Genomic DNA, 15069 nt, shown 5'->3' on the forward strand with positions numbered 1-15069 from the left:
GGAGTCACCATGTTGCCAAGGCGGCCCACCGTCCTCACCTTCCTGTTGCTTGGCGCGGGCTCCGCGAGCGCCGACAGTGTCGACCTGGCGCCGCTGGAAGTCACCTCCACCCGCGTGACCTCCGAATGGTTGCAGACCCCGGCCGCCGTCAGCTCGGTGAGCGTCGCCGACAAGCCCGGCGAACAGATGCTGACCCTCGACAGCCTGCTGATGGCGGTGCCCGGTGCGGTGCCGCAAAGCCGCTACAACATGGCCCAGGGCATGCGCCTGTCGATTCGCGGCTTTGGTGCCCGCTCCAGCTTCGGCATGCGCGGCATCCGCGTACTGGTCGACGGCGTGCCGTTGACCATGCCCGACGGCCAGACCGAGATGGACGGTGTCGACCTGAGCCTGGTGGAAAACATCGAAGTGATCCGCGGCTCGGCTTCCACCCTGTACGGCAACGGTGCCGGCGGCGTACTGGCGATCACCACCCGCGAGCCCTCGCTGGAGCCGCGCACCCTCGTGGACGTGGGTGGCGGTGCCGACGGCTATCGCCGCGTGCGTGCCGAAACCAGTGGCACCTCCGGCAACCTTGGCGGGTTGCTGGCGCTCAACGTCACCAACATGGACGGCTACCGCGATCACGCCGCCTCCGAAGCGCGCAACCTCACCGGCAAGCTGCGCTGGCAGGCCGATGCCGGCGTGCTGGGGGTAACCTTCCAGGCCCTCGACAACCGCTCCGAAGACCCTGGCGCCCTGACCCTCGCGCAGGTGCGCGACAAGCGCAGCCAGGCGCGCCCGCAGAGCCTGCTGTTCGACTCCGACGAACAGATGAACCAGCAACGCCTGGCGGTCAACTGGACCAGCCAGCTGAGCGACACCGACAGCTACCAGCTGCGTACCTGGCTGGGCCGGCGTGACTTCGGCAACCGCCTGCCGCTGCGCGCGGGCGGGCAGACCACCTACGAACGCCTGTTTGCCGGTGTCGGCGGGCAGTACACGCACCTGGCCAACTGGTTCGGCCTGGGTCATCAGCTCACCACCGGCATCGACATCGAGCAGCAGCGCGACGACCGCGAGCGGCACAACAACGAAGTCGGTGGTCACACCGGCAACCTCACCCTGCGCCAACGCGAAAAGGCCGGTGGCTATGGGCTGTACGTGCAGGACAGCATCGACCTCACCGAGCGTCTGCAACTGACCCTGGGCGGACGCTATGACGCCACGCGCCAGTCGGTCGACGACCGCTTCCCGAGCGACGGCGACGCCTCCGATGCGCAGCGTTTCGAAGACTTCAACTACAGTGCCGGCCTGAGCTACCGCCTTACCGAGCACACCATGGCGTATGCGCGGGTGGCCACCTCGTTCGAGACCCCCACCCTCAACGAACTGAGCAACCCGACCGCAGGCGGCTTCAACACCGGGCTGCAACCGGCGCGGGCGCTGACCCGCGAGCTGGGTGTGAAGGGCGAGTGGGACGACCTGCGCCTGGAGGCGGTGGTGTACAGCATCCTGCTCAAGGACGAACTGGTGGCGCAGAGCACCGACCGCGGCAACACCTACAGCAACGCCGGCAAATCGCGGCGTGACGGCTTCGAGTTGAGTGGCGAATACCGGCCTGTGGATAACTGGCGCCTGTCGATGGCCTACAGCTACAACGACTACCACTACACCCGTTTCGAGGGCTATGACGACAACCGTCTGCCGGGCATTCCCCGGCAGACCTTGTTCACCGAGGTGGGCTACGAGTCGGATGCGTTCTATGCACGGGTCAACATGAACGCCTATGGCCCGCAGTATGCGGACAACGCCAATGAGGCGCGGGTGGCGGGCAATGCCTTGTTCAACCTGCGCGTGGGCACGGTACTCAAGCTTCAGGGCCAGGAGCTGGAACCGTACGTGGGTGTGGATAACCTGACTGACCGGCGTTACTACGACAACCTGCGCATCAACGACACAGGCGCCCGTTACTACGAGCCGGGCCCAGGTCGGACCTTGTACGCGGGCATCCGCGCGAGCTTCTGAAGGCCTGACGCCGAGCGAACAAGGCTGGCACCGCCGATCCTGCAGGCCATGGCGCGTTGCAATCGATGCAGGAGCCGGCCTTGCCGGCGAAGCGCCGCGCGGGCGGCGCTCGATCTGGTGATCGCCGCAGAAGCAGCGGCTGGCACCTTGTGAGGTCACATCGTTGCCAGCCCTGCAAAATCTTGAACCCCATCACGTTTCCCACACCCCGTTGCAACTTTCTCGCGATATCCCCGTCAGAGCGGTGCGGAAGAGGTTGTAGGACAAATCACCGTCCCTCCCAGCAGGCTTGAACATTCAGCCGCGCACAACGCTCCGCCCCCCGATAACACTCCCCCAAGAATTCCGGCCCACAAGGATGTGCCATGCTGCCGATCGCCCATTGCCGGGCGTTGACGACACGTGTTGCCCACTGCTTCGTCAGCACCTCGCGCCCCACTCCCGCTGCCGCACTGCTGCTGGCCCTCGCTGCCTGGGCCGCCGGTGCCGGCACCGCCGCACACGCCGCCGACCCGAATGCCGAGCTGCTGCGCCAGCGCGACCGCGAGCGGGTGCAGCGCGAGCAGCTCGAAGCACGCCCCGACGTGCGCCTCGAAGCACCGCTGGCCGATGAAGGCGACGGCCGCCTGCCCGCCAACGAAACCCCGTGCTTCCCTATCCGCCAACTGCGCCTGGTGGGCGATGCGGCCGAGCGCTTCCAGTGGGCGCTGCGCGCCGCCAACCCCAAGGATGACCCGGCCACCGGGCGCTGCCTGGGCAGCGCGGGCATCAACCTGACCATGAAGCGCATCCAGAACGCGATCATCGAAAAAGGCTACGTCACCACCCGCGTGCTGGCCCAGGCCCAGGACCTCAACAGCGGCGAACTGACCCTGACCCTGATTCCCGGGCGTATCCGCGACATCCGCTTCGCCGAAGGCACCAGCTCGCGCGCCAATGCCTGGAACGCGCTGCCGGCGCACTCGGGCGACCTGCTCAACCTGCGCGACATCGAACAGGCCCTGGAGAACTTCAAGCGCGTACCCACCGCCGAAGCCGACATCCAGATCGCCCCGGCCCAGGCCCGCGACGCCGGCCCCGGCGAGAGCGACATCGTGATCGCCTGGCGCCAGGCCTTCCCGGCGCGGCTCAGCCTGTCTGTGGATAACTCCGGTAGCAAGACCACCGGCAAGTACCAGGGCAACCTGGCGTTGTCGCTGGACAACATCCTCTCGCTCAACGACCTGTTCTACGCCAGCGCCACCCACGACCTGGGCGGCGGCGAGTCGGGCAATCGCGGCTCCAAGGGCAACACGCTGCACTACTCGCTGCCGTTCGGCTACTGGCTGCTGGGCTTCACCACCAGCGAGTACGACTACCACCAGCAGGTGGCCGGCGAGAACGAGACCTACCAGTACCGCGGCGAAACTCGCAACAACGAGCTGCGCCTGTCGCGCCTGCTGTACCGCGATGCGGTGCGCAAGACCACGGCCTGGGGCAGCCTGTGGACGCGTACCTCGGAAAACTTCATCGACGACACTGAAATCCAGCTGCAGCGCCGGCGCATGGCCGGCTGGGAAGCGGGCCTGAGCCACCGCGAATTCATCGGCGCCTCCACCCTCGACCTGAGCGCGGGCTACCGCCGCGGCACCGGTGCCCATGGCGCACTGCAGGCGCCAGAAGAACTCACCGGCGAAGGCACCTCGCGCTCCAAGATCATCAGTGCCGATGCCCAGCTGCAGGTGCCCTTCATCGCCTACAACCAGCGTATGCGCTACATCGGTGGCTGGCGCGCGCAGTGGAACCGCTCGGCGCTGGTGCCGCAGGACCGCTTCTCCATCGGCGGGCGCTACACCGTGCGCGGCTTCGACGGCGAGAACATCCTCTCGGCCGAACGCGGCTGGACCCTGCGCAACGAGATCGGCCTGGCCCTGGGCGATACCGGCCAGGAGCTGTACACCGGCGTCGACTACGGCGAAGTCAGCGGCCACTCCAGCGAGTACCTGGTGGGCAAGCGCCTGGCCGGTGCCGTGGTGGGGGTGCGCGGCGGCTACAAGGCGCTGTCGTATGACTGGTCCTGGGGTACGCCGCTGAAGAAGCCCGACGGTTTCGAAACGGCCAACATCACCAGTGCCTTCACTGTCTCTTTGTCGTTCTGAGGCCCGCCATGCGTATCGATCGCTTCGACATCATCGCCCCCGGGCTCTTCGACGAGCCCTGGAACGAGGCCACCGTGCTGGGCTCGGCCACCTGGCTGTGGATGCACTCCACAGCTCACCGCGACGCACCGCTGCACAGCCTGGCCACCCTGTTGCTGCCGGCGCTCAAGCACCGCCAGTTCGTGCTCGGCAGCGAGGCCGGCAAGCCGGTGTTCTACCTGTCCTGGCTCAACCTCGACGACGCCGCCGAGCAGCGCTACATCCAGCGCTCGCCTGTCGAGATGGCCGATGCCGACTGGAACAGCGGCGAACGCCTGTGGATAAACGACTTCGTCGCCCCGTTCGGGCATGCGGCAACGCTGGCGCGCCTGGTGCAGCGCCAGCTGTTCCCCAACCGCTGCATGCGCGCCCTCGACCACCAGGGCGAAGTGCGCGGCCTGCGGGTCAAGACGCACCTGGGGATCGGCGTGATTCCCGAACAGGCCAAGGCCTGGTTTGCCGCTCACCCGCTGGAACTCACAGCGTAACCCTGACTTCTGGCGGTCTGGCACCGCAAATGGAATTGCAATGAACAAGCATCTCTACCGTATCGTTTTCAACAAGGCTCGCGGGCTGCTGATGGTGGTTGCCGAGAACGTCGCCAGCCAGGGCAAGGCGCCGGGCACCACCACCGGGCCCGTGGCCGGCTCGGCCGGCACACTGGCCGAACTGGGCCGCCTGCGTTTCGCAATGATGCTCGCCCTCGGCCTGGTGGCGCTGGACGCTGCACCTTCCTGGGCTGCCGGGGTGGTCGCCGATGGGCGTGCGCCAGCAGCCCAGCGCCCGAACGTGGGCCAGAGTGCCAACGGCACGCCGCAGGTGAACATCACCGCCCCCAGCGCCGCCGGCGTGTCGCGCAATACCTACAGCCAGTTCGACGTGGACAAGCGCGGGGTCATCCTCAACAACGGCGTCAAGGCCAGCCAGACCCAGCTGGGTGGCTGGATCCAGGGCAACGGCAACCTGAGCAAGGGCAGTGCGCGGGTGATCCTCAACGAGGTCAACGCGAGCAACCCCAGCCAGTTGCGCGGCTATGTGGAAGTGGCCGGGCAACGCGCCCAGGTGGTGATCGCCAACCCGGCCGGCGTCACCTGCGACGGCTGCGGCTTCATCAACGCCAACCGTGCCACCCTGACCACCGGCCAGGCGCAGCTTGAGAACGGCCGCATCACCGGCTACCAGGTCAAGGGCGGTACCCTCAGCATCCAGGGCAAGGGCCTGGACAGCGCCGACGCCGACTACACCGACCTGATCGCGCAGAGCGTGCAGGTCAACGCCGGCATCTGGGCCAAGGACCTGAAAGTCACCGCCGGGCGCAACCAGGTCAACGCCGACAACACCCGCGCAACCCGGCTGGCAGGCAGCGACGAGGAGGCCCCCGCAGTCGCCATCGACGTGGCCAAGCTCGGCGGCATGTACGCCGGCAAGATCATGCTGGTGGGCACCGAGGGCGGTGTGGGCGTGCGCAACGCCGGCACGATCGGTGCCGGCGCCGGCGAAGTGGTGATCAGCGCCGACGGCAAGCTGCTCAATAGCGGCACCCTCAGCAGTGCCGGCGCCACCCGCGTCGCCGCCGAGGGCGGGGTCGACAACAGCGGCACGGTCTATGCCAAGGGCGACCTGCAGCTGAGCAGCGCCGGCGACCTGAACAACAGCGGCACCCTGGCCAGCCAGGCCAATGTCGAACTCAAGGCGACCGGCGCGCAGTCGACCATCACCAGCAGCAAGGGCTCGGCACTGGCTGCCGGGCTGGACGAGAGCGGCAAGCTGGGCAAGGCTGGCAACCTGACCCTCACCGCGCAGCGCGTGCAGGCCCACGGCGAACACCTGGCCGGCGGCGACCTGCAGGTCAGTGCAGGCGACGTCGACCTGAGCGCCAGCCGTAACGTGGCCGGCAACATCACCCTCACCGGCGGCGACATCAACCTCGCCAACGCCAGCGTCGATGCCAGCAAGACCCTCAGTGCCACCGCCCGCCAGACCCTGCGCAGCGACGCCGCCAAGGTGGTGGCGGGCAACCTGCAAGTACGCGCCGGCGAGCTGTCGAACGTGGGCGGCGAGCTGACCCAGAGCGGCAAGGGCAGCACCTCGATCAAGGTCGACGGCACCCTCGACAACCGCAGTGGCCGCATCGCCAGCAACGCGACCCATGCCACGCTCAGCGCCGCCACCGTGGTCAACACCCAGGGCCGCGTCGAGCATGCCGGCGCCGGCACCCTGCAGTTGTCTGCCACGACGCTCGACAGCGCGCAGGGCACGCTGGTCAGCACCGGCACCCTGCAGCTCAAGGCCGGCCAGGTACAGCTCGACGCCGGCGTGGCTCAGGGCAAGGACGTATCGATCGAGGCCGACACCCTGTCCAACCGCGGCGGCAAGGTCCTGGCCACCCAGGGAGGCAGCCTTGCGGTCACCACCCAGGGCCTGCTCGATAACACCGGCGGCACCCTTGCGGCCAGCGGCAACGGCGTGTTCAACGCCGGCACGCTGGACAACCGCAGCGGCACCGTGAGCGCCGGCGGCACACTGCTTGCGGGCGCTGGCGAGCTGTTCAACACCGCCGGCACCTTCGCCGCGATCCGCCAGATGACGCTGACTGCGGCGCACCTGAACAACAGCGGCGGTACGGTCGGCTCGGTACAGGGCGCCCTGCTGCTGACTGCACGCGACAGCCAGCTGGGCAACGTGGGCGGGCGCCTGGAAGCGGCGGGCGACATCGTGGTGAACGCTCAGGGTATCGACAACAGTGGCGGCGTGATCAGCGGCCTGGCACTCAACCTGAACAGCAATGGCCAACTGCTGCAGAACGCCCAGGGCACCCTGGATGCGCGCAGCACCCTGGACGTGCGCAGCGGGCGCCTGGAAAACGCCGGCGGGCTGATCCAGTCCCAGGGCAGGCTGTACATCGATACCGGCGAACAGGCACTGGTCAACCTCGACGATGGCAGCGGCAAGGGCATCATCAGCCAGGGTGCGCTGGAGATTCACAGCGCGCACCTGAGCAACGCCGGCGGTTACATTTCGGCCAAGGGCGCGATGCAACTGCTGGCCGCCGACGTGACCAACGCCGGCGGGCGCATCGTCGGCGCCGACAGTGTGCAGGTGCAGGGCCTGCGGCTGAACAACCAGGCCGGGCAGATCCAGGCGCTGGGCGCCATCGACGTGGCCTCGGCCGAACGGGTGGACAACCAGGGCGGCCTGATCCGCTCCGCCGGTTTGCTGCATGTGTCGACCGGCACCCTCGCCAACAACGCCACCCAGGCCGACAACCAGGGCCTGCAAGGGCACGCCCTGCGCCTTGAGTCCGACGTGCTGGGCAACCAGGCCGGTGTGATTCGCGCCGACACCACGCTGGACATCGGCGTCAGCCAACTGCTGGACAACGCGGGCGGGCTGATCAGCTCCAGCCAGCACCTGAACATTACCGACCGTGACCCCGCTGCGCGCCGCCAGAGCATCAGCAACCTCGACGGGCGCCTGCTGGCCGGCCAGTCGCTGAGCCTGAACGCCGCCTACTACAGTGGCAACGGTCAGGCCGTGAGCCTGGGCGACCTGACCCTGCGCCTGCTCGCAGGCCTTGAACTCAGTGGCCTGCTGCAGGCCAACGGCACCCTCGACGTGCAGACCGGCGGTGCGCTGAACAACAGCGGCAAGCTGCTGGCCGGCCGCTCCATGCTGCTCGACGCCAGTACCCTGGACAACCGCGCCGAGGGTGAAATCAGTGCCGACCAGGTGCGCATCACTGCCCACCAGAGCCTGACCAACCGTGGCCTGATCGACGGCCAGAAGGTACGCCTGCAAACCGGCGTGCTGTACAACCTGGGCACCGGTCGCATCTACGGCGACCAGTTGGGCATCGCTGCCGGCACCCTGGTCAACGCCAACGAGGGCGACCGCTCCGGTGCCATCGCCGCCCGTGCGCGCCTGGACATCGGCGCCACGCAGATCGACAACAGCGAAGCGGCGCTGATCTTCAGTGCCGGCGACATGGCCATCGGCGCCACGCTGGATGACGCCGACCACGCCAGCGGCCGCGCCGCGCTGCTGACCAACGCCAGCGCCACCATCGAGTCGCTGGGGCACATGGCGCTGGACGTGCAGACCCTGCGCAACCTCAACAACCACTTCAGCACCCGCGACGTGGAAATCAGCCGCCAGAGCTTCCAGGAATTCCAGCTGGCCGGCTCGCCCAACCGCTACCAGGCCGACCAGGTCACGTTCCGCCACAACGAAGTGCAGTACCTGATCACCCCCGAGGGCCAGAAGGACAACTGGAACCGCTACGACGTGACCCGCGTGGTGCGCGAAACCCAGATCGCCACCTCGGCGCCGGGGCAGATCCTGGCCGGCGGCAACCTGGTCATCAACGCCGGCGAAGTGCTCAACGACAAGAGCCGGATCATCGCCGGCGGCCTGCTGCAGGGCGCCATCGGCAGCCTGGTGAACACCGAGTTCAAGGGCCAGCAGGTCACCACCGACAGCGGCACGGTGACCAACTTCTACCGTATCCAGCGCAAGGGCCGCGACCGCCAGGGCGCCCGCGTGGCCGGTTATGTGCCCGCGCCGCTGATCCAGGAAATCTCGCTGCAGCCCACCGTATGGCAGGAGCTGGCCGCCGTCACCGGCAGCGGCACCCAGCTCGGCGGCCATGCCAGCCAGCTGAGCGACCAGCAGGCCGCCGGCGCCGGCGCGGTGGACAGCGCCACCGCCAATGCCTACCAGGTGGCGCCGATCATCGAGGTGGCGGCGCAGGCCGGGCTCGATGCCGAAGGCGTCGGCGAGCAGATCCGCACCGGCGGCCCGGTGCTGACCCTGCCGAGCAACAGCCTGTTCGACAGCAACCCGCAGGCGGTGCGCAATTATCTGGTGGAGACCGACCCGCGCTTTGCCGGCTACCGCAACTGGCTGTCGTCCGACTACATGCTGCAACAGTTGCACCTGGACCCGGGGCAGACCCTGCAACGCCTGGGCGACGGCTTCTACGAACAGAAGCTGATTCGCGAACAGGTCGCCCAGCTCACTGGCCGGCGCTTCATCGACGGCTATGCCAACGACGAGGAACAGTACCGCGCGCTGCTCGACAACGCGGTCACCGTGGCCAACACCTGGCAACTGGTGCCGGGTGTGGCGCTGAGCGCCGAGCAGATGGCCCAGCTGACCAGCGACATCGTGTGGCTGGTGGAAAAACAGGTGACCGTGGCCGGCGGCGAAACCCGCAGGGTGCTGGTGCCGCAGGTGTACGTGCGGGTGCAGCAGGGCGACCTCAACGGCGCGGGTGCGTTGATGGCCGGCCAGCAGCTCAAGCTCGACGTGAACGACACCCTGAGCAACAGCGGCAGCCTCGGCGGGCGCAGCATCCTGACGCTCACCGCGCAGAATGTGGAGAACCTCGGCGGGCGTATCCAGGCCGACAAGGTGTCGGTGCAGGCACGCGAGAACCTCGACAACCTCGGCGGCCTGATCGGCGCCGTGGACAGCCTGGCGATCAGCGCCGGCAACGACCTCAACGTCATCTCCAGCACCCATGACAGCAGCAGCGAGCAGGGCACGCGCAGCAACCTGTCGCGGGTGGCCGGGCTGTTCGTCAGCGGCGCCGGCGGCACGCTCACGGCCTCGGCCGGCAACGACATCAACCTGGCCGGCGCCCAGGTGGTCAACGCCGGTGCCAACGGCAGCACGCAACTGGTGGCCGGCAACAACCTGAACCTGACCACCGTCACCGAGTCGCACCAGCAGTCGATCACCTGGAACAGCAGCAACTGGCGCAAGGACGCCAGCCGCACCGAGGTGGGCAGCAATGTGCAGGGCACCGGCGACGTCAGCCTCAAGGCCGGTCAGGACATCAACCTGCGCGCCAGCCAGGCCAGCAGCGAGCAGGGCATGGTGATGGCCGACGCCGGCCGCGACGTGAACCTGATGGCCGGGCAGAACTACCAGTTCGCCGACGAGGCGCACAAGGTCACCGGCGGCAACGGCATGTTCTCCAAGACCACCAGAACCACCCGTGACACGCTCAGCGAAACCACCGCCCAGGGCTCGACCCTCAGCGGCGAGCACACCTACGTGCAGGGCGGGCGCGACATCAACCTGCAGGGCGCCAACGTGGTGTCCAGCCAGCAGACCATCCTGGTGGCGGGCAACGACGTCAACATCGCGGCGGCCAGCGATAGCCGCAGCGAGCGCCACGACAAGACCGAGAAGACCAGCGGCCTGTTCAGCGGTGGTGGCATCGCCGTGACCGTCGGCACCCAGGAGCAGCGGGTCAAGGACATGACCACCAGCACCACCGCGGTGGCCAGCACCGTCGGCTCCACCGAAGGCGACGTGCTGATCGAGGCCGGCAAAAGCTATCGCCAGGTCGGCAGCCAGGTCATGGCGCCCAAGGGCGACGTGGATATCCGTGCCGAGAAGATCGCCATCGTCGAGGCGCGCAACACCAGCGAGCGTGAGCGCCAGACCCTGTTCAAGCAGACCGGCGTGTCGCTGACCCTGACCAACCCGGTGATCAGCGCCATCCAGACCACCCAGCAGATGAAGCAGGCCTCGGACAAGACCGAAGACGGGCGCATGAAGGCGCTGGCCGCGGCCACCGCGGCACTGGCGGCCAACAACGCGGCCACCGCGGTGGCCACCGATCCGGGTTCGGCGGGGGGGATCAACCTGAGCCTGTCGCTGGGCACCAAGAAGAACCAGAGCACCACCGAGCAGCACAGCGATACCGCTGCCGGCTCGACCATCGTCGCTGGCAACGACGTGCGCCTGATCGCCACCGGCGCCGACGAGGACAGCACCCTCACCGTGCGCGGCAGCCAGATCAAGGCCGGCAACAATGCCAGCCTGCTGGCCGACGGCGACATCAACCTGCTGGCCGCCACCAACACCAGCACCCAGCAGACCGACAGCACCGGCAGCAGTGCCAGCGTCGGTATCGGCCTGTCGCTGGGCGGCACACGCAACGGCTTCACCCTCGACCTCGGGGTGTCGGGCAATCGCGGCGAAGCCGATGGCGAGGACCTCACCCACACCAACACCCATATCGATGCCGGCAACCAGCTGGTCATGGTTTCGGGCGGCGACACCAACCTCAAGGGCGCGGTGGTCAGCGGCAAGCAGGTGGTGATGGACGTGGGCGGCAACCTCAACATCGAGAGCCTGCAGGACACCAGCACCTACACCGTGGACGAGAAGAGCCTGGGCGTGGGTATCAGCCTGTGCATTCCGCCGTTCTGCTATGGCATGAGCTCGGTCAGTGGTGCCAGCGGCAGCTTCGGCGCCACCGACATCGACTCCAAGTACGCCAGCGTCACCGAGCAGTCGGGGATCAAGGCCGGCGACGGCGGCTTCGATATCTACGTGGCCGGCAACACCGACCTGGTGGGCGCAGTGATCGCCAGCAGCGACAAGGCCGTGCAGGACGGCAGCAACCGCCTGGTCACCGCCAGCCTGACCAGCCGCGACATCAGGAACGAGGCCGAGTACAAGGGCAGCAGCCTGAGCCTTGGCGGCGGTTACCGCGAGGTCGGCAAGGACCAGCAGGGCAACGCCACCAGCGGCGCCACGCAAACCCCTGGCACCGACCTTGCCAAAAACGAGAACGACATCGGTGTGAGCATGCCGATCGCCATCAGTGCCAGCGATAGCGCCAGCCGCGTGACCCGCAGCGGTATCAGTGGTGGCAGTATCGTCATCACCGATGCGGCCGAGCAGCACAAACGCACCGGCAAGAGCGTGGACGAGGCCATAGCCAGCCTCAACCGCGACGTGTCCAGCGACCGCGATGGCAGCAATGCGCTGAAGCCGATCTTCAACGAGGAGCAGATTCGCGCCGGGTTCGAGATCGTCGGCGCGTTCGCCAACGAGGCGGGCACCCTGCTCAACAACAAGGCCAAGGAAGTCGACGCCAAGCGCAACCAGGCCAAGGAGGCCGAAGCCAAGGCCGCCAACCCGGAACTGGGCGACGGCGAGCGTACTGCCTTGCTGCTGGCGGCCAGCGACCTGCGCCATCAGGCCGACGGCATTGCCGAAAACTGGGGCGCCGGCGGCACCTACCGGCAGATCACCACCGCGCTGGTGGGTGCGGCCAGCGGCAACATCAGCGCCGGCAACACGGCGTTCATGCAGGGCCTGGTGGTCAACTACGTGCAGCAGCAGGGCGCGGGCTATATCGGCGAGCTGGTGGCCAACGGCAGCCTTATCGAAGGCTCGCCGGTACACGCGGCGCTGCACGGCATCCTCGCCTGCGCGGGCGCGGCGGCCAGCAGCCAGAGTTGTGGCAGCGGTGCGGCCGGGGCGGCGGCATCGAGCGTGCTCACCGGGTTGTTCTCCGAAGCCAGCCCCAACGAGTCCGAGGCGCAACGTGAAGCCAAGCGCAACCTGATCACCAGCCTGGTCACCGGGCTGGCCGCCAGCACCGGCCTGGATGCCGCCACCGCCAACACCGCCGCTGGCGCCGCCACCGACAACAACTGGCTGGCCACCCAGCAACTGGTGCAGGCCAAGAAGGAGCTCAAGGAAGCCGAGGGCCTGGCGGACGAGCTCAAGGTCATTGCCAAGTGGGGCTTCATCAGCAAGAAGCAGGACCTGCTGACCCAGGTTGGCGTGGGGCGTGGCCTGGTCGAGGCCGGCATCAACGATATCGAGGGGCTGGCGCAGTTCATCGCGCACCCTATCGATGGCCTCAAGGGCATCAAGGAACTGATTTCCAACCAGGAGGCGCGCGACAAGCTGGGCGCCGATGTGGTGGATGAACTCAACGCCAAGATCGACCGCGTGACCCTGGCGCTGGAGGTAGGCGGTGACGAGCACGCCATGCAACTGGGGCGTGACCTGGGCGAGATCGTGTGGCAGGCCGGCAGCATTGCCACCGGCGTAGGCGGCGCGGCCAAGGCCGGCGTGACGCTGGCCAAGACCGGCATCAAGATGGGCCGGGCGGGTCTGGAAAAAATGGCCGCCAAGGCCGAAGTGCTGGTCAAGGAAGCGCCGGTGGCCAAGGTCGAGCTGCCCCCTGCCGGCAAGCCGGCGGCGGGTGCGGGCACCGTGGCCACCGTCGAGCGCCTGGACGAACTGCCCGTGAAGCAGTTCAACCCCTATGACAACCCGCGCTACAAGGAGATGACGCCCACCGAGCAGCAGGCGTACCTCAAGGAATACAACAAGCAGTTGCAGGCCCAGCAGGACGCCATCAACAACATGACGGCCGACGAGTTCAAGTTCGCCCGCGAGGCGTTCGACAGCACCGGGCGCAACCCCGACGCGGTGGCGCTGCAGCGCAAGTTCGGCCGCGAATTCGAGCGCAGCGTGGCCGAGAACATCCAGAAGGGCCTGGTCAACAACGGCGTCGACCCCAAGGTCGCGGCGCAGATGGCCAAGGCACGGGCCAAGGAAATCAAGTCGAACCTGGCCGCACTGCACGAGCCCGACATGGTAGCTGGCGGGTGGGTAAAACCCGACCCTGTTAGAATGGGCAATTCGAACGTCAACTCGTCGATCGGCGCCAGCTGGTCGAGCCGGTTGCCGCTGCTGGACGAAACCGTGCGCAAGGCGGTGGAGGCGGGCAACGGCAGTGCCAAATTGAACATCAGGTTAGAGCTAGCCAGGGGAGCCAGTCAGTGATGAAGGACGCATTTCTCGAGATGTTTATCGAGGCCATGGGCGAGCCTGCCCATCAGCGGCCCGTGCCGGCCGAAAGCATCGCGCAGTACCGTGGCCGCCTGCCGGACAAACTGCTGGAGTATTGGCAGGAGCAGGGGTGGGGCAGCTATGCCGACGGCCTGTTCTGGCTGGTCAACCCGCACGACTACCAGCACCTGCTGGACATGTGGCTGCAAGGCACCGAGTTCGAAAAGCTGGACACCTACCATGTGATCGGCCGCACGGCCTTTGGCGACCTCTATGCATGGGGCGAAACCTATGGCCGCAAGCTGATCGTGCTGTGTGCGTACAACCGCGTGTACGCCATGAGCAGCGAAAAGAACGTGCCCTGCAGCAACCCGGACCTGGAGCTGCAGTCGTTCCTGTCGATGGTCGAGCGCGAGGACTTCGACATGGAGGACGCCGATGGCGAGTTCCTGTTCGAGCGTGCGCTGCAGGCCCTGGGCCCGCTGGGCGAGCAGGAGCTGTACGGCTTCGAGCCCGCGCTGGTGATGGGCGGCAAGGCGGTGCTGGGCAACCTGCGTAAGCTGCAGCTGGATGTGCACCTGACGATTCTTCGCCAGTTCGGTCGCTGAGCGCATGACCCTGCTCGATGACTGGATAGCGTGCCGCGAAGGTCGCGTCGTGCTCGACAGCTCGCACTTTCTCGGCTTGTTCAAGGAGCATGGCAGCGACGCGGAGCTGGCGCAGATCTTTGCCGGCTTTGCCCAGGCCGATGCCTTGCAGGCGCGGGCGCAGCAGGTGCTGGCGGCAGGTTCGCTGGACAGCAGCCTGTACCTGTTGCCGCAGCGCGGCTGCGATGAAGGCCGGCTCAAGGCCGCGGCGCTGGCCTGGTGGAACGAACAGGCACGGTACTGCCTGTCCACCCAGGGGCCGTGGCCGGAGCAGGCCCACTGGCAGCCTGTGGTCGAGGTGGTAAGCCGCGAGGTGGCGTTGAAGGCGTTGCAGAGCGATGCGCCGAATGCCTGGGTGTTCGAGCATTTCGCCGACACGGTCATCGAGGACGTGCGTGACAGCCAACTGCCGATGTACGCGCTGCTCGAAGCGTTGTACGGGATTGCCGCTGACTATTACCTGGCGTGGTACATCGCGGCGCCGCTGCTGGCGCTGGAGGTGGATTTTGCGCGTTATTTCGAGCTGTGGCGGCTGGGGGGCATGAGCGTGGTGCTGCAGGACCGGCTGTTGGTGGCCGGTTGACAGGTATCAGCAGAGCCGGCATCGACGGCGAACAGGCCCG

6 protein-coding genes are annotated in these 15069 nt (G+C 67.4%); all 6 read left to right on the top strand.

Annotated elements, in window-relative coordinates; all coding sequences use genetic code 11:
• The first annotated feature begins 9 nt into the window (after positions 1 to 9).
• The 6 genes from MF6396_RS24175 (at position 10) to MF6396_RS24200 (ending at position 15029) form a co-directional block, all read left to right on the top strand.
• Positions 10 to 2007 carry a TonB-dependent receptor family protein gene (locus tag MF6396_RS24175; RefSeq protein ID WP_078481732.1) on the top strand — a complete coding sequence of 666 codons (1998 nt, stop codon included), beginning with the start codon at positions 10 to 12 and terminating at the stop codon, positions 2005 to 2007.
• Positions 2008 to 2372: 365 nt separating this feature from the next.
• A complete protein-coding gene (locus tag MF6396_RS24180; protein ID WP_054915887.1) occupies positions 2373 to 4145 on the top strand; it encodes a ShlB/FhaC/HecB family hemolysin secretion/activation protein in 1773 nt (590 codons plus the stop codon).
• Positions 4146 to 4153: 8 nt separating this feature from the next.
• Entirely contained in the window at positions 4154 to 4672 is a 519-nt protein-coding gene (locus MF6396_RS24185) for a toxin-activating lysine-acyltransferase (RefSeq protein WP_058541704.1), read from the top strand.
• A 40-nt stretch (positions 4673 to 4712) separates the two neighbouring features.
• Positions 4713 to 13793, top strand: coding sequence for a hemagglutinin repeat-containing protein (locus tag MF6396_RS24190; protein ID WP_078481733.1), 9081 nt, complete (start codon positions 4713 to 4715; stop codon positions 13791 to 13793).
• Entirely contained in the window at positions 13793 to 14407 is a 615-nt protein-coding gene (locus MF6396_RS24195) for a GAD-like domain-containing protein (RefSeq protein WP_043861310.1), read from the top strand. The genes MF6396_RS24190 and MF6396_RS24195 overlap by 1 nt, the downstream gene beginning before the upstream one ends.
• Before the next feature lie 4 nt (positions 14408 to 14411).
• Complete coding sequence (locus MF6396_RS24200; RefSeq protein WP_043861309.1) at positions 14412 to 15029, top strand: hypothetical protein; 618 nt, start codon at positions 14412 to 14414, stop codon at positions 15027 to 15029.
• Positions 15030 to 15069 lie beyond the last annotated feature (40 nt).

The organism is Pseudomonas sp. MF6396, assembly GCF_002018915.1.
Classification (GTDB): Bacteria; Pseudomonadota; Gammaproteobacteria; order Pseudomonadales; family Pseudomonadaceae; genus Aquipseudomonas; species Aquipseudomonas palmensis.